Raw genomic sequence first — 22,447 nt, 5'->3', positions numbered from 1 at the left:
AGTTTTATTCCTTTCGTAAACTTTTTAAGGGTTTTATCAGGGCGGCTCCGATAGATTGGTAACTAATAGTCAAAATTGCAATAAGTAAGGCAATAATACCTGCTCCTAAAAACAGTTCCCACCCAATATCTATTTTATATACAAAATCTTCAAGCCATTTGTTCATCATGTACCATCCAATAGGTATCGCAATAAGTATGGCGATGAAAATTAATTTTAAAAAATCTAAAGTTAAAAGTTTATATATGCTTTTAAAAGGGGCACCTAAAACTAATCTGATACTGATTTCTTTTTTACGTTGTTCTATCATAAAAGCAGAGAGTCCGAATAAGCCTAGACAGGCTACGAATATGGCGAAAAGAGCAAAACTATTAAATATTTTCCCCATACGCTTCACGTCTTCATGCATCTGTGCGAATTTCTGATCTAAAAAGCTATAGTTAAATGCTTGGTTAGGCACATTTTTAGTCCAAACAGAACTTATAGAGCTCAAAACTTCAGTAATATTCTCTGAATCTAGTTTAACTGAAAATGCACCAATGTCATTTCCAATAACAAGAGCTAAAGGTTCAATGTCATCCTTCAACGATCTATAGTGAAAGTCGTCCACCACGCCTACAATGGTCCAATTAGAACCATTAGAGATTTGTTTTCCAAGTGGTGTGTCTAAACCAAGGGCACTCGCCATTTTTTTATTTATAATAATTGAGTTTATTGAATCTGAAGCGAATTTTTTCGAAAAGTCACGCCCTTCTATGAGCTTTATTCCTAGTGTTTTAATATAGTCATAGTCTACTCGCCAAATTTGTGAAGGTACTCCCTGTTGTTCATTACCTACTCCCGATTTTCTAAATGTATTTCCATTTCTTTTGGTTCCTTCAATTGGTAAATAATTACTTTTGGTTACTAACTTTACGGATGGTAATTGCAAAAGCTGTTCTTTAAAATTTTCTGCTTTACTGTCTAGGACAGAAGTACCTTCTATTACTAAAACTTGTTCTTTTTCATATCCTAATTCTTTGGTTAATACAAAATCCATCTGTTTGTAAATAACAAGGGTTCCAATGATTAAAATTACAGAAGTGGCAAACTGAAATACGACAAGACTACTGCGGAGTCTCACGCTTTTACCACCAATATTCATATTTCCTTTTAAAACTAAAGCAGGTTTAAATGAAGATAAATAAAAGGCAGGATAGAGTCCTGCGATTAATCCTACTAATAGGGCAGAAGTCAGTATTGTTGGAATAAACCACCAAGTATTCCAAGGCATTTCTATAGTTTTAAGAGCTATTGAATTGAATATTGGTAATAATAACCATGCGAGAAACACACCGATTACAAACGATATTAAACTGAATAAAATTGACTCTGATAGAAATTGGGATACCAAACTATTTCTAAAAGCACCAACGGTTTTACGTAAGCCAACTTCCTTAGCTCTATTGGCTGATTTAGCCGTTGATAAATTGATAAAATTGATACATGCTAAAAGTAATATAAATCCTGCAATAGCTGCAAATAACCATACAAATCTGATATCACCATGACTAAGATGATCAAACAATTCAGAATCAGTTTTTAAATGGATGTCAGCTACTGGTTGTAATATGAACTTAGCTTTTTGTAATGTTTCCAAATGTGTATTATACCCTCGTTTTTTTAATGCAGGTATCATATGATTGGTGATAATGGAGTACATTTTATTCTCAAGGGCAGTTATATCTGCATTTTTTGAAGTTTTAACGTAAGTGAGATAATTGTTATTTATCCAATTCATCTGATCATCATCAATAGTCATTAGAAAATCGTAATGAAAATGTGATTTAAAACTACGCTTGGCCATTACACCAGTAATTTTATACGGATTTTTAGTGTTACCGTCTAGAATAATGGTCTGACCAACAGCATTCCCATTTGGAAAATATTTTAAGGCTTTTTCATTAGAAATTACCAAACTGTTAGGGTTTGTTAAGGCACCTTTCACTACTCCTTGCGTAAAAGCTATTTCTAATACTTCTAATAACCCTTGACTTGCGAAAATAAAACCGTCATCATTATAATTTTGAGACTCACCATGTAGTTGTATGGTTTTTTTACCAGCACCAAATAGTTCTCCTGCATTATATTTTCCGGCCAGTTCTATTTCAGGATAGTCACTTTGTAATTGTTCTGCAAATGGTAATTGAAAATGCACACTTTTTAGTAGCTCTCCATCATTAGGGAACTCAACTAATACTCTGAAAATTTGATCTTCACTTTTATAATACTTATCATAACTCTGCTCATCTATTATAAAGAGTGAAATAAGCAAACAAGCGGCAATACCAACGGCAAAACCACCTATTTTTATAGAGGCAAAAAGTTTGTCTTTTTTGATACCCCTCCACGCTATTTTTAGATAATTTTTAAACATAATATTTAGTCTTTATGTCATTCCCACGAAGGTGGAAAATATTTCAATTTTATCAATATTTTTTTGTCTTGAACGGACTTGACTATTCCGTTCGTAAACTCTTAACAGGATTCGCTTTTGCTGCTTTTATGGCTTGAAAACTTACGGTTAGTATGGTAACCAATAATGCACCTAGTATTGCCAATACGAAAATCCACCATTTTAGGGTTACACGATACGGATATGCCTCTAACCATCCGTTCATTACATAATATGCTATAGGGATGGCAATAAAACAGGAAATAATAACCAATTTTAAAAAGTCTTTAGATAACATGTTCCATACGTTAAAAATTGTAGCCCCCAAGACTTTACGAACGCCGATTTCTTTGGTGCGTTGTTCCGCCACAAATGATGTTAAACCGAAAAGTCCCAAACAACTGATAAGAATAGCTAGCCCTGTAAAGACGCCTGATAATGTACCAATGCGTTCTTCAGAAGCAAATTTTTCACCATATTCTGCATCTACAAAATCATACTGAAAAGGAATGTCAGGAAAATGTTCTTTGAAGACTTTTTCAATGGTTACTAAATTTTTACTGGCACTTTGTTTCGGGTTTAATCTTAAATTATAATAACTAGAATTGCCGTGCTTGTCAAAAACATATACGCCTTGCTTAACAGGTTCATAAGGTGATGACGTAATCATATCTTGAACTACACCGATTATTTTCAATGGTGGATTAGGATTTTCTTCACTATCATCTCTCAGAAATTTACCTACCGGATTTGTAAGTCCTAAATATTTTACAGCGGTTTGATTAATTAAAATAGCATTAGAATCGGTAGCAAATTCACGTGCAAAATCTCGTCCCTCTATAATTTTCAGATTAATAGATTTAGCATATTCATAGGTGACTTCTGTGTAAGCAAGATCTTCTTGAAATCCCACAGGTTTGCCATCCCAGGTATATCCACTTCTGTTTGACCATATTTGAGTAGTAGGACTACTGGAGGCTGACATTTCAATTACAGCACCAGAATTTAAAAATTCGCTTCGCATTAAATCATATTTACCCTCAAAGTCTTGACTGTATGTCGGAATTTGAACCAAGCCTTCTTTGTCGTAACCTACAGGCCTGTTTTTAGCATAATTTATCTGTTGCATAACAATTACAGTCCCTATAATAAAAGCAACAGAAACTGTAAATTGTACCACTACCAAAATCTTTCTGGGTAAACCTGCATGTTTTCCAGTTTTAAAAGTTCCTTTTAATACATCTATAGGCTTGAAAGAAGATAGGTAGAGTGCAGGATAACTACCTGCCAATAATGTTGTGAAAAGAATAAAAGCTAAAGATATAAGCCAAAAGTTAACATTGCTCCACGGAAATAGTATCTCTTTTTTTGCTAGGTCATTAAATCCGTTCAAAGAGATTAAAATAATTAATAATGATACCAAAAAAGCCAGCACTACCACCAAAAAAGACTCACTTAAAAATTGGTATATCAACTGTCCTTTTTGAGAGCCAATTGATTTTCTGATACCTACTTCCTTGGCTCTTTTTTCTGAACGAGCGGTGCTTAGATTCATAAAATTAATACATGCTAATAATAGTACAAAAGCTCCAATAATAGCAAATAACCAAACATATTTTATTCGGCCACCTCCATCGTTTTCTCCATTTTTAAAGCTGTTTCTTAAATACCAATCTTTCATAGGAAATAGAAACAATTGAGGATTGAACGCTGCTGTGTCTTCGTTTAATGTTTTCTTTACATCTTTAATAGTAGTAGATACTTTATCCATATCAACATTATCAGCCACTTGTACAAACATCTGAAAAGAGTTATTGCCCCATTCATCTTCTGAATTTCGTACCCATTCTCTTGAAGCCAAATATTGTTCCCATGGAATGATATAGTACGTATCGTTAAAAGTAGTATTAAAAGGAATGTCTTTGTAGACACTGGAAACCACTAAATCATCCTGATTTCTAACTTTTACTACTTTACCAATAGGATCTTCAGTTCCAAAAAGGGCGTTTGCAATTGACTCAGATAGCATGATGGAATTTATTTCTCTTAGACCATCTTTTTCTCCTTTTATAATTTCTAAATTTAATAATTCAGGAGCGTCTCTTTGCATATAATTTCCAGACTTATAAAGACTGGTTTCTTTATATTTTAGATACACTTTATTTGTCCATGACGACATTATTAAATATTTAAAATTGCTACTATAATCATCTCTTAGTGCTTTTTCCAAAGGTCTCGGAATTGCAGGTCCAGTGCCCGTATTACCATTAAATGTTTGGGATTGGAATACAATGGCTATTTTATCTTTATTTTCAAAATGATTGTCATAGGAAAGCTCGCTCTGAACCCATAATCCAATAATTATGGTTACCGCTATACCTAAGGCTAGTCCTCCAATATTTATGGCAGAGTATCCTTTATTTTTGGCTAAATTTCTCCAGGCAATTTTTAGATAGTTTTTAAACATGAGTAATTGTTTTTTTAATGACAATAGAACTTTTTTAAAAGGGCAGGCAATTTTAAAATTGTCGCTTTAAGTATTCTAAATTTGTTATACCTATAGTTGTGCCAAATATTTAATTATCTGTATGTTAGTTTTTTACAGTGAATTAAGTTTTAAATTATTATTTAAAATGTAAAATTATTTTACAGTAAGTGTCCAATATTTTTACAATTATTTTGAGTTATTTCAATAGAAAACGGTCACTGATATTCAGAATCCAATTTTATTGACGATGGTATTAAAAAAATATGCTTATTAAAGAACTCTTTACCTAACTATTCAGTTTTTAAGCTTTTTACAGGATTTTGCATCGCTGCTTTTATAGTTCTTACACCAACCGTAAATAATGCAATTAGTACTGTTAATAATCCCGCAAGGGCAAAAATCCAAATACTTAAATCAATTCTATACACGTAATCTTGAAGCCATTGATTCATTAACCACCAGGCCACAGGTGAGGCAATAACAAAAGCAATCGCCACTAACTTAAGAAAATCTTTGGTCAATAAATAAGTTATTGAAGAGATGCTGGCACCCACAACTTTTCGCACGCCAATTTCTTTAGTGCGTTGTGCGACCACCAATAATGAAATTGCAAATAGACCAATACAACTAAGAACAATGGCTATAATGGAACCACTAGTAATCATCGTTGCCATAATTTTTTCACTTCTAAAAGTACGATCAATATTATCATTCAAAAAAGAGCCTAAAAATTTGGCATTAGGTTCTAGCGTTTTCCAAGTTTGTTCAATAGCGTCGTATGATTTTGATAAATTTTCTGGAGTAACCTTTACATAGGCATAGTATAGATCCCAATCCGTATTCATAAAGAATGTTAATGGTTCTATTGACTTTGTTAATGATTCAAAATGATAATCTTTAACGATGCCTAATACTTGATATTTAGTGCTGTCACTCATCATGATAGTTGCAGACAATGGATCTTCTTCATCAAGTTCGCGAGCCATACTTTGATTAATTACCATTCCGAGTGCATCACCAGGATATTGCCTATCAAAACTACGACCTTGTATAAGTTCTAATCCCAACGTTTCTATATAGTCATAATCTACAACGAGCATATTTGTTTTAACAACTCTACCTTTATATTCAAAACCTAAACGGCTACTGAATTGACTGCCATCTTTACCCAATCCTAAAATATTATCGGAGGCGGTAACACTTATTATATTAGGATTGTCTTTAAGTTGATCACGTAATAAGCTAACGGCTCTTCGACTGTCCATTTTTCCTTCAATAGGAAAAGCTACTACTTGTGATTTATCAAAGCCAAGGTTTTTATTCCTCATAAATTCTAACTGACTCCATAAAACCAATGTGCCGCTAATTAATAAAATGGCAATTGAAAATTGTACTACCATAAGCACATTTCTAACTACATTTTTTCCGTTCGTATCTACTTTACCTTTAAGGGATTGAATCGTACTTAGTTTACTCATAAGCATTGCCGGGTAGCCTCCCACCAATAGCGTTACCAGCACTATTACAACTATAAAAAGAATAATATTTAAGGGGTTCGTAAACATACTAAAAGTAACATTGGTTCTGAAAACATCTTGAAAATCCTTTAAAAAGAGAATGCTTAAACCAATACCAATAAATAACGATACCATAAAAAGCATCAGACTTTCGCTCCAAAATTGAAAAAATAGTTGCTTTTTTTGTGCTCCTAATGTTTTTCTCATTCCAATTTCACGCAAACGTTGTGTACTCTTAGCGATGCTCATGTTGATAAAATTTACACAAGCAATAAAAAGAATTAAAAAAGCAACACTGAGCACTAAATAGGGTATTGTTCTACTAATTTTTGCGTAACCGTTTTGAAAGTTTGTATAATGTACATCTTTTAACGGCAATAAATTAATAGTCATATAACGACCATTGGCGTCCGCTTGTGCTCCGTCACGTTTTAGGTTTTCAATGGACTCTTTATAATGTAAATCAACAAACGTTTGGGTATTATTTTCAAACTGTTTCGCATTTACCTCATTTTGTAATTGCACATAAACATCGTGATATTGAGAACCCCACTCTTCTTTGTTTTTAGTGTAACTTTGATGGTTTTCAAATCGGATGGCCAAACCAAATTCTAGCGTGCTGTTAGATTTTTTATTTTCTATTACTGAAGCAACTGTAAATGGTGTTTCTTTTCCATTTATAAGAATGTTTACGGACTTGTCTATTGCATTTTCTTCTCCAAATAACGCCGTAGCCATTTTTTTAGTAAGTACAATGTTTGATAATTCATTAAGAGCATTATTAGAATTTCCTACCAATGCCTGAAAAGAAAACATAGAAAAGAAATCAGCATCAACCCATACGGTACTCATATTTATTTCTTTATCCTTATAGATAACTAAAGCACCATCTTGCAGGTAACGTGTAACTTTTGCAATACCTGGAACTTCTTTTTTAAGTGCGTTGGCAAATGGAGCGGGTTGACTTGTACCGGCTTCTGGTCCTTTTGGGGATTGTACCACGTCATACACTTTGAACAAAGTATCAGCATTGGTATGAAATTTATCATACGATAATTCGAAAAAAGCTGCCATTGATAGTAAAATGGCAACACCGAAAGCAACCGATAAACCTACAATATTTAAAAAGGCGAATGTTTTGTCCTTTTTCAAATTTCTCCAAGCTATTTTTATGTAGTTTTTTAACATGATATTTAAAGGTTTACTCTGTTCTTAAACTTTTAACAGGATTAGAAAGTGCGGCTTTTACCGCTTGAAAACTAACGGTTATTAATGCAATTACAATTGCCAAAATTCCTGAAATGGCAAAAATATACCAACTGAAATCTATTCGATACGCAAAATTCTGTAACCATTTATGCATCAGCCAATAGGCGATAGGGAACGCGATTACAATGGCTACGACAACCAGTTTTAGAAAATCCATAGAGAGCATTTGTGTAATTCCCATGATAGTAGCTCCCAATACTTTTCGAATTCCAATTTCCTTTTTGCGTTGTTCGGCAGTGAATGCCGCTAAACCAAATAGACCTAAACAGGCTACGAAAATAGCTAAAATGCTAAACGTGAAGCCTAATATTGCTGTCTTACGTTCTTGTGCATATAATTGTTCAATGTTTTTATCTAAAAAGGTATATTCAAAGGAGGAATCTGGATTTATTTTTAGAAATTTAGATTCTAATTGATCCATGGTGTTGGTCAAAGAATTACTATTGAATCGTACCAATGCAAAATTTTGAGCTTCAGTTCTTCGGTTGTGAAAAGCATACGCTCCAATGGGTTGGTGCAGTGATTCAAAATTAAAATCATCTACGATACCCACAATAAATACATCACCACTAAAACCTTGGATTAGTACTTTTTTACCAATCGATTCTTCGGGTGTATATCCTAAATAATCCAATGCTTTCTTGTTAAGAACCACTTCTGATATAGTATCACCTTGTTGCTTTACTAGCGGTAAGGTTTTACCTGCAATTAATTTTAGTTTTAATAAATCGATAATTTCAGCATCTGCACGGTTGGTTTGAATTTTTAAACCACTCTCATCATTTTCAGTTTTAAATAACATTCTTCCACTTACGGTAACACCAGGAAAACCCTGTGCCATGGCAATATCAGAAACCATGCTGAGCGATTCATATTCTTGAACTAGAGCTTCTTTTTTGTCATTACCGTTAACTGCTGTTGTAGAAATAGCGACCACATTATCTGAATCAAAACCTAATTTTTGATTTTGCATAAATTGTAATTGCTGATAAATCACTAGTACACCAACAATGAGAATTATAGAAGCTGCAAATTGCAATACCACCAAACCTTTTCTCACATTGATAATACTTGAACCATCTTTTCTTGTTGAGGTTAAGGCTGAGTTTGGAGAAATACTTGAAAGATAAAATGCGGGGTAAGATCCTGAAACTAAAGTGGCAATTACCCAAAATAATAGTATACCTAAAAGGACTTGCGGTTTAAATAGCAATGAAACCTCTAATTGTTGAGCTGTTAATTGATTAAAAAGAGGAATGAATAATACAGATATAAAAACACCAATTACTAATGCTATTAAAGTAATAATACCTGTTTCAGCATAAAATCGAACTATTAGGCTTTTGAAGGAAGCTCCTAAGGTTTTATTAATTCCAACATCTTTCGATCTTTTTGCAGACTTTGCCGTCATTAAGTTCATATAATTAACACAGGCAATCAATAATATAAGTATCCCTAAAAATGAAAGGTTGTTTATTTCATCAATATCTCCGACTCTTTTACTGTAAGAATTTGAATAGTCAGCAGAGTAAAGGTGAACTTTCTCCAAGGGTTGTAATGTAAAGTGAAACCATTGTCCTTCTTTATCTACATTTTTATCTAAAAGCGATTGTAATTGACTTTCTGTATTTGCTTGTGAAGTGTTTTCATTTAATTGTAAATAGGTTTCAAAACTAGAATTCCCCCAACTTGGATTCTGATAGGCGAATGTGGAACTAAAAGAAGCTATTGCATTGCAGTGCAAGGAACTGTTTTCAGGAAAGTCTTCAAATACACCAGTAACTTCTAATTTTTCATCGCTATCAACTACAATAATTTTCCCCATTGGATCAGCTTCTCCAAAATATTTTTTGGCAGTGCTTTTTGAAATTGTAATAGTATTTGGTCTCGTTATGGCAGAAGAAGCTTCTCCTTGTAAAAATTTAACATTGAATATCTCAAATAATTCAGGGTCACACCAGTATAATTCCTTTTCAAGAAAAGTAGTATTGCCCACTTTTACGAATGCCGTTTCTCCAAAACCATGTTTCAATATTCTGGCGGCATATTTAACATCTGGCATGTCATTTTTAATGGCGGGAGTTAAAGCAGCAGGAGCTGTACATAAAATTTGCTTGTCATAACTTTCACCTGTATTTACAAGGACCCGATAAATTTGGTCTTTATGAGTATACATGGTATTGTAACTACGCTCATAGGTAATGGAAAGAAAAAGCAGAATAGTAATTGATAAACCAAGTGCTAAACCTAAAATATTAATGATTGAAAACATTCGGTTTGTTTTCAAATTCCGCCAAGCTATTTTTATGTAGTTTTTTAACATGATATTAAAGTTTTTACTAATTAAATTCTATACACAATGCACATGATGATTACTTTCTGAGTTTGTTGGACTAAATCAATCTATTTGTCTAGTTTTATTCTGTTCTTAAACTTTTTACAGGATTGGCTACGGCCGATTTTAATGATTGAAATCCAACAGTTATTAATGTTATGATCAAAGCAAAACCACCAGCGAAAGCAAATACCCACCATTGGATGTCTATTCGATATGTAAAATCTTCAAGCCATCGTTCCATAAAATAATAAGTAATTGGGGAGGCAATCAAAAAGGCGATTCCTACCAATTTTACAAAATCTTTGGTCAATAATTGTACTACAGAATTTATACTAGCACCTAGTACCTTGCGAATTCCGATTTCTTTCTTCTTTTGTTCGGCTACATATGAAATCAATCCAAAGAGGCCTAAACAACTAATTAGAATGGCTAGAATAGTAAAGACGAACGAAATTTTACCAAGTCGTTTTTCTTCATCATACAGCTTTTCAACCTCTTTGTCAACAAACCTATAATCAAATGGGACATTGTTTACTGTCGTTTTCCATTGTTTCTCTAAATTGCTAAGTAATAGCTCGTAATTCTTTGTTTCAGTACGAAGGAACAGCCAATTAGGTTCGCTTTCTTTGTGCAAAAATAATGGAGCTATTTCATCTTTTAAAGAAGCGTAATGAAAATCGGCTACCACACCAATGATTTCCATTTCATAGGTTTCATCTCCAAAACTTTGAACAAGTTTTGAACTCAGAGCATCCTCACGTTTCATATTGAAGGCCTTAAGTGTGGCCTCATTTACAATTATCTGATTAGTAGTATCTGCTTCACGAAAATCTCTTCCTTCTAAGATTGGAATGTCCATTGTCTTAAAGTAATCGTCACTGACGCCATTGCGTTTTATTATTGTACTCTTTTCTCTACTTCCACCAGGCAAATACAAACCGTTATCGGACAAAACTATTTCGGACGGCGAGTAATTACCGCTGGATACTTCAAGTACACCAGGTGTATTCAAAAATGAGGTCTTGATAGATTCAAACTTACTTGAGGCTTCGTTAGTACCTATTCGTAAGGCTAATAGATTTTCTTTATTAAAACCAAGGTCTTTGTTCTGGGTAAATCTAAACTGTTGAGTTACTACTATAACCGTGGCTACTAGGCTTATAGAAACCACAAACTGAAAGACTACTAATGCTTTTCTAAAGTTGCCGTTTCCAGATTGTAATATAGTCGCACTTTTCAAGGCTTTTATAGGGTTTATCGAGGACAAAATTACTGCCGGATAAATACCAGCAACTAATCCTGTAAAAATCCCTAAACCGAACAATAAAGCTGTGATTTCCCAATTGAAAATATTTAAATAAGTCAATGCTTCTTGAGTAAGTTCATTTACAAAAGGCAATAGGAAAATAGTAATAGGAATACTTATCAGCATTGCAAATACTGACAAGAGTAGAGATTCTCCTAAAAATTGTCGCATTAATGCTTTTTTTCCTGCACCTACAACTTTACGTACCCCAATTTCCTTTGCACGTTTACTTGCCCTAGCCGTACTGAGGTTTATAAAATTAATACAGGCCACCAATTGGATGAAAAAGGCTAACGTCAATAAAAAATAAAGATATGTTATATTTGAAATTCTACCGATTTGATTTTTGCGACCTTCAGAATACAAATGAATATCGGTCACCTTTTTTAACAATAATTGTTTATTGTCCATTCCTGCATCTGATAAATTTTTAGATCCTCTACGAATTATAAAAGCAGGTAGTTTTTTTTGTAATAGGTCAGCGTCAGCATTAGGGACAAGTTTTGCATAACTATACACAAAATTATTGGTGGCGAAATCATCAAAAGTCTGAACAAATGTACCCATTCCGGGTGTACTCATACTCACAATGTAATTAGGGTTGAGATGCGATTTGTAAAAATGCTCATCGAATACGCCTTTCACTGTAAGTGTTTGTGCATCTTCACCACTACCCCAAATTACAGCCTTGCCAATGCAATTTTTATTACCAAACATTTTATTGGCCAAATTTGAGGAAAGTACTATCGCGTTAGGTTCATTTAGAGCGGTCTCAATATCACCGTGTAAAAATTTGAAATTGAATATTTTAAAAAAAGTAGAGTCGGCCATATAACTTCTTGGCTCATAATAGGACTCTTTATTTTCTGCGGCACGGATTAAATTACTATAAAAAACATCTGTTAGTACTACCCGTGTAACTTCTTCAACTTCACCAAAATCTTCTTTTAGAGCAAAGGCTATCGGTGGAGAAGCTGCTGCAGTGTCAAAACTTTCCTTACCATCTCTCTCTATTATGGTTTCCACGCGATAAATAGATTCAGCATTCGAAAAGTCTTCATCAAATCCAAGTTGGGCAAAAACATAAAGTAAAATGGTCAAACAGCTTACTGTGCCTAAGGTAAGACCCAATAAGTTGATAATGGTCTGCTGCTTGTTCTTTACGAGGTTTCTCCAACCTATTTTTATGTAGTTTTTTAACATGATTAGTTTTATATCATTCCCGTGAAAATCGGAATTTGTTCAATTGAATCTCTATTTTTTTATGTTTGTTCGGTTTTTAGTATTACTCTGCTATTTTCTGAATTGATGCATCTCCAATGATTAGACCTTTGTAGATGCTCGGATTTCCTTTGTAGGCAACAATCGTTTCGCCGTAGGCAGTTACTTTTAGGGCTTTAGAAACATTTAGTCTATAACTACCTTCTCCGTAGGCTGTAATTTTAACACTTTTGCTAATAACACCTAAGCTATTTGTTTTGGCTTCTCCATAGCCTGTTATTTTCTGACGGTCAATAGTACCTTTATTAATTACAATATAACTTTCTCCGTACATTGTAGTATGTAATGTTTTTAGATTTACTTTATCGATTGTGATTTCAGATTCGCCATATACTTTTAAGGTAAAATCCTTTTGATCAATAGGGCTTTTACATAAGAATTTTTCTTCACCTCTTAATGACAATTCATCAATAAATTTATAGGTAACAGTTGCCGTAACTATCGTTCCATTGTACAATGAACGGGTACGTTTTTTACCGTTTTTATAGTATTTTTCGTTTTCAGTAACTTCTTTCGCTCCATCTAAATAAATTCGAAGCGTTTTACCCTTTACTTCAATGTTTAATTTTTTTTCATCTACAGATATGGTTTCTATTTTCACACTTTCAGTGTCACCTTGAATAAAATTTACTGCTATGTGTGGACTTATAATTATTTTATCAAAATTTTTAACTGATTGCGTTGCAAATTGTGCAGATGTAATGTTCGAAATTATTGTTGTTATTATTAAAATAATTATTCTAATCATGATTATTATGTTTTATTTTATTAAAATTATTTGGACCTCGCTAACAGCGGTTTGGTCTTTTTATTAACACTGAGTCCTACTCCGTTTTTAAGCTTTTTACAGGGTTTACAATAGCCGCTTTAATACTCTGATAACTTACCGTTAATATGGCAACGGTTATCGCTAAAAAAGCAGCCAATGCCAATATCCACCAACTAATTTCAATTCGATATGAGAAATCTTCCAACCATTTATTCATGGCATACCAGCCAATTGGAAGTGAAATTAGTATAGCAATACCTACCATTTTTAAAAAGTCAGTAGTTAGTCTATAGGTTATTTGACTAATACTTGCTCCCAATACTTTTCGGATTCCAATTTCCTTGGTACGTTTTTGAGCATTAAAAGCGGCTAGACCAAAAAGGCCAAGGCAGGCAATTAAGATAGAAAGTATTGTAAATATCATAAAAATTTGACCTAATCTTTGTTCGGCATCATAACTAGAGTTGAAGGCGTCATCCATAAAACGATAACTAAAAGGTTGTCCTGGAGCTAATTTATTCCAGATGTTTTCAATGCTTGAAATGGTTTGTTCAAAATCTCCTGCTTTTAATTTTACAGCTAAAGTTCCTGTTGATTTGTCTAGAAAAAGACCGAGAGCTCCAATATGCTCTTTTAAAGATTCAAAATGAAAGTTTTTAACGATTCCAATTATTGTAGAAAATTCAGGTTTTTCGTTTTCTATGTCTTGTGAGATTCTCATTCCAAGAGCCTCTTCAGCATTTACACCCAATCTTTTTAACGCAGCCTCATTGATGATTACAGCCGTTGAATCTGTAAGATGTTGTTTGTCGAAATTGCGACCAGCAATAAGCTTTATATTTAAAGTAGAGATATAATCTTCATCGACATACCACGTACCCATCTGAATAGCTTTATCTTGCTCCATGGCTCCTTCTTCAAAATATGTGCTACTTGAGCGAGCAGATGGAACTGGTAAAAAACTGCTATAAGTATTACTTTGTACTTGACTTAAACGTTCAACTTCTTCTTTAAAAGTATCTGCCTGTTTACCTGCGGCATAGGTATCTTCGATTAATAAAACTTGATCTTTAGTGAAACCAAGATCTTTAGATTGTATAAATTTTAATTGTTGAAATACAACCAATGTACTTACAATCAAAAAAACAGAAATGGCGAATTGAAATACTACTAATCCACTTCTAATATTTCTTCCTCCTACATTAGTTAGTCCTCCTTTAAGGGTTTGTACAGGCTTCAGCTGTGACATGAAAAAAGCAGGATAACTTCCTGAAAAAAGTCCTAGAATAATAGTTACTACTAAAAGTATTAGCCAGAAAAAAGGATTGGTTAGAGGCAAGTTAATAGACCTGTCTGAAAGTTCATTAAAAAGAGGTAGAACGGCAATGGATAACAATACTGCAAATAATAATGAAATAAAAGAAATCAATCCTGATTCAATTAAAAATTGTTGAATCAACTCTCTTTTATTTGACCCTAATGTTTTTCTTACACCAACTTCTTTAGCTCTTTTTAACGAATGAGCAGTTGATAGGTTCATGAAATTTACACATGCCAAAATAATAAGAAATAACCCAATAAAAGAAAGAATATATACGTTTTGAATACTACTATTAGCGTTCATTTCGGATTCGCGTGCAGAATACAGATGAATATCTGTTAATGGCATCGTATAATATCTGATACGATTACCTGATGCAATAAATGATTCTCCAGTCATGCCAGGAAAATATTGTTGTGCCCATGGTAACATGTATTTTTCGAGCATGCCTTCTAAAGGTGCTTTCATGTCATCAACATTGGCACTGGGTATCAATTTTATAAAGGTGTAAAAGTTGTTACCGCCCCAGTTATTTTCTTTTGAGGCAACATGACCAGCCATTGCCATAAACACGGAATAATCTTTTAAAAAAGAATTCTTTGGTAGATCTTCTATAACTCCTGTTACTGTGTAAGTGTCATTATTATTTATGAGCAGGGTTTGGCCAATTGCATTATTTAAACCAAAATATTTTTCGGATGCTGTTTCTGTTAAAACCAATGTTTTCGGATGGGTTAATGCTGATTTAACATCACCAGAAAGTAGTTTTAACCCAAACATGTCAAAGAAAGTAGAATCTACAAATGTTGTTTGATTTTCCTTTGCATTATCCTCATTTTCATTTTTTCTGACCAACATACTACCTTGGCTTCGAAATCTAACAGTATTTTCAACTTGCGAAAAATCATTTTGTATTGTTTTTGCCATAGGAGCCGCAGCTTGTGCAGACTCCATTTCTGCACCACCAAATTTTATATCGGTATCTATTCTGTAAATACGGTCTGCATCAACAAACATTTTATCAAAACTTAATTCATCATATACAAAGAGCGAGATGAGTATAGCACCTGTCATTCCTATAGCAAGACCAAAGGTGTTTAGAAAAGTAAAAAAAGGTTGTTTTTTTAAATTCCGCCAAGCTATTTTTAGGTAATTTTTATACATGATTACTAAATTTGATTTTTAATGACTATTTGACTGCTCCTATTTCTCGATTTTGACTTTCTGTAACAATTTGTCCATCAAAAAGATTTACAATTCGGTGTGCATAATGTGAATCTCTATCAGAGTGAGTTACCATTACAATTGTAGTTCCTTCTTGGTTTAATTCCGTTAGTAAATTCATTACTTCAATCCCGTTTTTAGAATCTAAATTACCTGTAGGTTCATCGGCAAGAATCAATTTAGGGTTGGTAACTACCGCTCTTGAAATGGCCACACGTTGTTGCTGTCCACCCGACAATTGTTGAGGGAAATGCTTTTCACGATGAGCAATTTTCATTCGTTCTAGTACAGCCATTACTTTTTGCTTGCGTTCACTTTTATTCATTTTTAAATAAATTAAAGGCAACTCTACATTTTCATAAACCGTAAGTTCATCAATTAAGTTAAAACTTTGAAAAACGAATCCTAAATTACCTTTACGTAATTCAGTTCTTTGACGCTCTTTTAAGCCTCCAACTTCATGGTCGCCGAATTTGTAGCTACCTTCGGTAGGGTTGTCAAGCATACCAATGATGTTTAACAAGGTAGATTTACCACAACCAGATGGTCCCATAATGGCAACAAATTCTCCAGAAGCTACATTCAAATTGACATCATTCAATGCTAATGTTTCAACTTCTTCGGTTCTGAAACTCTTTTTTAAATTTTGGATTTTTATCATTTTATATATTTTATTTCTCTATTTTCTATTCTATTTCAACACTATTCGTTCCGCTTCACCAAAACTATCATAATTAGAAGTGATTACTTTTTCACCAGGTTCTAATCCTTCTAACACTTCGTAATATTTTGAGTTCTGTTTTCCTATGCGAATGGTACGTTTAATAGCTTCGTTATTCTCATTTACAACAAAGATCCATTGTCCACCTGTACTTTGAAAAAAGCTACCTTTTGGTAAGAGTAGTGCGTCACTTGATGCTCCCAATTGCAATTTAATGTTGTAGGTTTGACCTGCACGAATCGTTTCTGGTTTTTCTTTAGTAAAAACAAGATCTACCTTAAATTTTCCATTTCTAACTTCAGGATATACTTTTCTAAGGCGTAATGGAAATTCTTTTCCATTTCGTTCTAAGCTAGCTGATAAATCACGTTTAACACGATCAATATAATGTTCGTCAATAGTAGCTTCAATTTTAAAATCAGTCAATACATTTATTTGACCAATACGTTCTCCTTGTCCAATACTTTGTCCAATTTCTGCATCTAAAAATCCGAGTTGTCCATCAGCAGGAGCACGTACATTCAAATGATCTAGACGTTCATATACCATAGATAAGGTTTTACGCATACGTTTCAAATCGGTATCCAAACCAGATAATGAAGTAATCCGCATTTTATCATCATGCTCCGTTTGTAGTTTTACAATTTTTTGTTGTTTTATCGCAAGTTCGTAGTTCTCTTTAGTTTGTAAATACTCTTCTTTTGATATTAGTTCATCTTTGTACAAGGCTTCGTTTTGTTCAAAATTTCGTTTTGTTTTAGTAAGGTCATAATCTGTTGTAGCTAATGATTTTTTACCACTTACTTGACGTGAATCAAATTCTAATTTTGTAGATCGTAAATTATTTTCCTTTAAAGCCATATTACTTTCACTTGCTAAAATTTGCTCATATAAGTTCATATTTTCTAGCTTCAGAATAATGTCTCCTTTTTTAACCATGGTACCTTCCTCAATCAATTTTTCACTCACACGGCCACCTTCATAAGCATCCATATAAATTGTAGAAATTGGTGCAACAGTACCATTAATAGTAATATAGTCGTCAAATTTACCTTGCATAACTTCCGCAATAGATAATTTATCTTTCTCTGTTCTAAAAGTCGACATTGAGCTACTAAAAATTAGTTTCCATGCTACAAATGCTATGAGTAATCCTAAAGCAATATATCCGTAATGCTTTGGTCTTAACCCTTTTTTCTTTTCAAGTTTTATATCCATTATTATTGTTTAATCGTTATTTCTCTAATTTTTAGTCTAGTTTCTTTTGGCTTTAATCTTTATTTCAATCTGTGGACATCTTAAGGTCCAATCGTTCACAATTATATTTTATTTTTAAATTTAAAAATCATCAATAATCAATCGTTACTCGTTAATTTTTTTACTTAAGTCTTCAAACTTTTTTCTTCGTATCTCATGCCTTTTTTAACTATGAACTCCTAACTTTTTTAATTTTTATCAATACTATCAAATACCGGTAATCCTTTATAGAAATCAAGAGTTTTTTCAGTGACTTTCAATTGTAATTTTATTTGCAAATTTTCATTTTGAGAAGTCGTATATAAATTTTTTGCTTGATACAATTCTATGGCACTAATCATCCCTTTCTCATATTTCTTTTGTGCAATGGCAAACGTCAACTCTTGGGCTTTCATTTTTTTTGTACTTTGCTCAGACGCTACAGTAAATGATTTTTGATCTTGTACGAGTTGTTGAATCAGCTTGTACAATTCTTGTTTTTGTATATCTAAATTATTATGGGCACGTTGTAGTTCAATTTTTTGTTGTTTTATATTTGAACGACCAGACCAACGGTTAAAAATAGGAACAGTTACAGAGATTCCAACATATCTCGAAGCATTATCTTTAAATTGGGTATTGAATGGAATAATATGGTCGGTATCATCAACATTTGTTTCGTAATAACCGGTTCCATATCCTGCAAATAAAGATATTGAAGGGTATAAATCTCCGCGTGCAATAGCAACATCTTTCTTTGCGGCCTCTGTTCTTAATTTTTCAGCTTTTATTAAAGGAATAAAATTAGTTGCTGTGTTATAGATAGTATCTAAATCTGTAATTAGAGAATTGTTTTCTATTGCTGTTATTTCGTCTATTGCAGTATTTATAGTAATAGCTGTTTCACCTTCTAAATTCATTTCTTGAATCAATTTTAATTGGGCAGCCTCTAAACTATTCTCACTTTGCGTTGCAGTCAGTTGATCTGTTAATAATACAGATTCCGCTTCATATAAATCAGCTCCAGCCTTTAAACCTAATTCTACCTTACGCTTTACTAAATTGTAATTGGTTTCAGAGACTTTTACTTGATCTTCAGAAATAAGTAATAATCCTTCGTAAAAGCGAATGTCATAAAAGGCAGACATTACCCTAAAGGCCAATAAATATTTTTCTTGTAATACATCTTCCTTTGCTGCCTTATATAGAAATTTAGAAGCTTTTATGGAATTTAGTTTTTGAAATCCTTGAAATATATCTACGGAAGAGCTTAAAGAATAATTATTAGAGAAGAAGTCGGTATTAATAATGTCATTGGTAAAACCATTAACCGAGCGTCCATAACGTATATTGTAATCAGATGACCCAATTAAATTAGGTAGTAAATTACGAATAGACTGCTTGTACGTTTCTTTGTTAGAATCACTGTTGAACTTAGTATTATTCAATGCTAAGTTGTGCTCAATGGCATAGGCAACGCACTGATCTAATGTCCACGTTTTTTGTGCACTAATAGTATTGGCTATTAAAACAAAAAGTAAAAAAATAATATGTTTTTTAAGGGTCATGTTTAATTAATATTCAAGTTTAGAAAACTATTTTTATTTATATTATGCCAAAAGGTATACTAATGTTGTGCCATGTTTTTATTTAAATGTAAATCAATGTGTTATGATTTGTATTGATTTATATTATATTTTATTTGTAAAATATTTTTACAAGATGTGTAAAATATTTTTACACTTATTTAAAAACTTAAATCTTTGTTTGTACATTTAAAAAATATTAAACTAGTAAAGATGACTGATGGAAAAATTTTAATAATAGATGATAATAAAAGCGTGCTAAGTGCTTTAGAAATATTGTTGCAATTTGAATATAAAAGTATTGAAATACTTTCAAACCCAAATCAGATTTCATCGCTTAAGAATCTGACAGACTTTGATATTGTATTATTAGATATGAATTTTTCTGCTGGTATTAATTCTGGTAATGAAGGTTTGTACTGGCTAAAAGAAATTAAAAAGAAATCACCTGCGGTTTCAGTAATTATGATGACAGCCTATGGAGCGATAGATTTAGCAGTAAAAGCATTGAAAGAAGGTGCAGCTGATTTTGTCCTAAAACCATGGAATAATGATAAATTATTAGCCACTGTAAAATCGGCTTTTCTATTGCGTAAATCGCAAAAAGAAGTCCATCAATTAAAAGAAAAAGAGAGCAATTTAAAACAGCTTATCAATCAAGATAAAAATTATATTATTGGTAATTCTAAGGCCCTTTCGTCTGTATTAAATCTTACTCGAAAAGTAGCTACAACAGATATTAATGTATTGATAACTGGTGAGAACGGTACAGGAAAAGAATTAATAGCTAGAGAATTACATCGAATGTCGCCACGAAAAAATGAAGTGTTTATTAATGTAGACATGGGGTCAATTTCTGAAACTTTATTTGAAAGTGAATTATTTGGGCATGCAAAAGGTTCTTTTACAGATGCCAAAGAAGATAGGATAGGTAAATTTGAAGCGGCAAATGGCGGAACGTTATTTTTAGATGAGATAGGAAATCTATCGCTGCAGACACAGGCCAAATTATTATCGGCCATTCAAAATAGAATAATCGTACGTGTAGGGTCTAATAAACCAATTTCAGTTGATATTCGCTTGGTTTGTGCTACCAATTGCAATTTGGAACAAATGGTAAAAGATGGCATATTTCGTGAAGATTTGTTGTACAGAATTAATACAATCCATGTGGAAGTACCTCCATTGCGAGAACGCGATGATGATGTGTTGTTATTGGCTGATTTTTATTTAAATAAATTTGCGGCTAAATATGGAAAGCAAGGATTGAGATTAAATGCCATGGTCCAAGATAAATTTAAAGACTATGGTTGGCCTGGTAATGTTCGCGAATTACGACATGCCATGGAAAGAGCTGTTATTTTATGTGATTCCAATGTGTTAAAGCCAACGGATTTTTCCTGGTCTAATAAAACGATAACGTCTACTGAAACATCTACAGCTACGTTAGAAGAAATGGAAAAAGTGATGATTACCAATGCTTTGAATAAGCATGATGGTAATTATAGTGCAGCCGCAAATCAATTGGGGGTCTCTAGACAAACATTGTACAACAAGATAAAGAAAATGGACAATTAATGGCGAGTAGAAACTTTTATATACACATTATTTTAAGGGTAACTTTTATAACCCTTACCGCTTTAGGTCTTGCATTCTTATTTACAAAAGGGTATTATGTAGTTTGTTTTTTTATACTTGGATTCTTATGCTTTCAAGCATGGCAATTGGTATATTATATTAATAATATCAATAGGAAACTGGCATATTTTTTTGATGCTATTAAAAATGAAGATTTTACATTACATTTTCCGGAAAAAGACCTTATTGAGTCTTTTCAGAGCTTAAATCAGAGTTTGAATAGAGTAAATGCTCTGATACAAGATGTACATCTGAAAAAACAAGAACAAGAGCAATATTATCAAGAAATTTTAAAGCATTCGAATATTGGAATCTTAACTTTTAATGAGAAAGGGCATATTATTTTTTCTAATCCTACTGTTGAAAGATTATTAAATTATAAACCTCTGAATCATATTAAACAATTGGCTCAAGTCGATAAAGGATTGTATGCTCTATTTGAAGATTTAAAGCCGTTTGATCAAAAGTTATATCAGCTCACAAATGAAAGGGAGAAAACCCAATTGGCCATAAAATCGACTTCAATAAATATTAACAAACAGGAGCTTTTGTTGGTAGTAATTCAGGATATTAATAAGGAGTTGGACGAGAAGGAAACGGATTCTTGGGTGAAATTGATTCGCGTACTAACTCATGAGATTATGAATACCATTACGCCCATAACCTCAATTTCAGAGTCAATTTTAAGGTATTTTAAAAAAGACGATGAAATGGTTAATGCAGATACCTTTGAGGTAAAGCATATTGAAAATACAATAAAAGGATTGGAAGTTATTAAAGAGCAAGGTAATGACTTAATGAGTTTTGTGCAGTCGTACAGAACATTATTGAGTGTTCCCGAACCGGACAAGGAAATTGTAGAGGCAGAAAAGTTACTAAGTAAGGTATTGGTTTTAATGCAACAAGATGGTGTCAATAATCAGGTGGAAATAAAATTAGACATTACTCCAGAAAATTTAGAATTGTTTGTTGATAGTAAGCAAATTACACAAGTGATGATAAATTTAGCTAAAAATGCCTTACAATCTTTAGGGAATAAGGAAAACGGTAATATTATAATGTCTGCAGGAATTAACAACGCAAACAAAAAATACATTACCGTTACTGATAACGGAGCAGGTATAGCCCCTGAACTTATAGAAGAAATTTTTGTTCCATTTTTTACCACTAAAAATTCAGGAACGGGAATCGGTTTAAGCCTTTCTAAACAAATTATGCAGCTACATGGCGGTAGCCTTATGGTGTATTCTGTTCCAGATAAGAATACCACCTTTGTCTTGACTTTTTAAAATAAATTAGAATTGAATTTTAACTGTGTG

The 22,447-nt window shown here is 32.8% G+C and carries 12 protein-coding genes; 2 read left to right on the top strand and 10 right to left on the bottom strand.

All coding sequences use genetic code 11. The features are described 5' to 3' along the window. Positions 1–4 precede the first annotated feature (4 nt). The 10 genes from JBL43_RS02570 to JBL43_RS02525 all read right to left on the bottom strand — a co-directional run bounded on the left by JBL43_RS02570 (position 5) and on the right by JBL43_RS02525 (position 19,472). Positions 5–2,416, bottom strand: coding sequence for an FtsX-like permease family protein (locus JBL43_RS02570; RefSeq protein ID WP_198839907.1), 2,412 nt, complete (start codon positions 2,414–2,416; stop codon positions 5–7). An 82-nt stretch (positions 2,417–2,498) separates the two neighbouring features. Then, positions 2,499–4,901 carry an ABC transporter permease gene (locus tag JBL43_RS02565; RefSeq protein ID WP_198839906.1) on the bottom strand — a complete coding sequence of 801 codons (2,403 nt, stop codon included), beginning with the start codon at positions 4,899–4,901 and terminating at the stop codon, positions 2,499–2,501. Positions 4,902–5,212: 311 nt separating this feature from the next. After that, a complete protein-coding gene (locus JBL43_RS02560; RefSeq protein WP_198839905.1) occupies positions 5,213–7,627 on the bottom strand; it encodes an ABC transporter permease in 2,415 nt (804 codons plus the stop codon). Between the two features lie 13 nt (positions 7,628–7,640). Next, positions 7,641–10,031 carry an ABC transporter permease gene (locus JBL43_RS02555; RefSeq protein WP_198839904.1) on the bottom strand — a complete coding sequence of 797 codons (2,391 nt, stop codon included), beginning with the start codon at positions 10,029–10,031 and terminating at the stop codon, positions 7,641–7,643. A gap of 94 nt (positions 10,032–10,125) precedes the next feature. Beyond that, positions 10,126–12,555 carry an ABC transporter permease gene (locus JBL43_RS02550; protein ID WP_198839903.1) on the bottom strand — a complete coding sequence of 810 codons (2,430 nt, stop codon included), beginning with the start codon at positions 12,553–12,555 and terminating at the stop codon, positions 10,126–10,128. An 82-nt stretch (positions 12,556–12,637) separates the two neighbouring features. After that, positions 12,638–13,381, bottom strand: coding sequence for a head GIN domain-containing protein (locus JBL43_RS02545; protein WP_233098669.1), 744 nt, complete (start codon positions 13,379–13,381; stop codon positions 12,638–12,640). A gap of 76 nt (positions 13,382–13,457) precedes the next feature. After that, the gene (locus JBL43_RS02540; RefSeq protein WP_198839902.1) at positions 13,458–15,887 is read right to left on the bottom strand and encodes an ABC transporter permease; all 2,430 of its coding nucleotides are present in this window, start codon (positions 15,885–15,887) and stop codon (positions 13,458–13,460) included. A gap of 25 nt (positions 15,888–15,912) precedes the next feature. Next, the gene (locus JBL43_RS02535) at positions 15,913–16,608 is read right to left on the bottom strand and encodes an ABC transporter ATP-binding protein (RefSeq protein ID WP_198839901.1); all 696 of its coding nucleotides are present in this window, start codon (positions 16,606–16,608) and stop codon (positions 15,913–15,915) included. Between the two features lie 30 nt (positions 16,609–16,638). Next, positions 16,639–17,886, bottom strand: a complete 1,248-nt coding sequence (locus JBL43_RS02530) for an efflux RND transporter periplasmic adaptor subunit (RefSeq protein WP_198839900.1) — start codon at positions 17,884–17,886, stop codon at positions 16,639–16,641. Positions 17,887–18,113: 227 nt separating this feature from the next. Next, the gene (locus JBL43_RS02525) at positions 18,114–19,472 is read right to left on the bottom strand and encodes a TolC family protein (RefSeq protein WP_198839899.1); all 1,359 of its coding nucleotides are present in this window, start codon (positions 19,470–19,472) and stop codon (positions 18,114–18,116) included. Positions 19,473–19,703: 231 nt separating this feature from the next. Here JBL43_RS02525 and JBL43_RS02520 point away from each other — a divergent pair, with 231 nt between their 5' ends. Beyond that, the gene (locus tag JBL43_RS02520) at positions 19,704–21,068 is read left to right on the top strand and encodes a sigma-54-dependent transcriptional regulator (RefSeq protein WP_198839898.1); all 1,365 of its coding nucleotides are present in this window, start codon (positions 19,704–19,706) and stop codon (positions 21,066–21,068) included. Further along, complete coding sequence (locus tag JBL43_RS02515; protein ID WP_198839897.1) at positions 21,068–22,417, top strand: sensor histidine kinase; 1,350 nt, start codon at positions 21,068–21,070, stop codon at positions 22,415–22,417. The genes JBL43_RS02520 and JBL43_RS02515 overlap by 1 nt, the downstream gene beginning before the upstream one ends. The last annotated feature ends 30 nt before the right edge of the window (positions 22,418–22,447 follow it).

The sequence above is a fragment of the Aureibaculum flavum genome (assembly GCF_016406085.1).
Lineage (GTDB): Bacteria > Bacteroidota > Bacteroidia > Flavobacteriales > Flavobacteriaceae > Aureibaculum > Aureibaculum flavum.
Note: the sequence above shows the minus strand (reverse complement) of the source record. Positions and strands in the feature narration are given on the sequence as shown.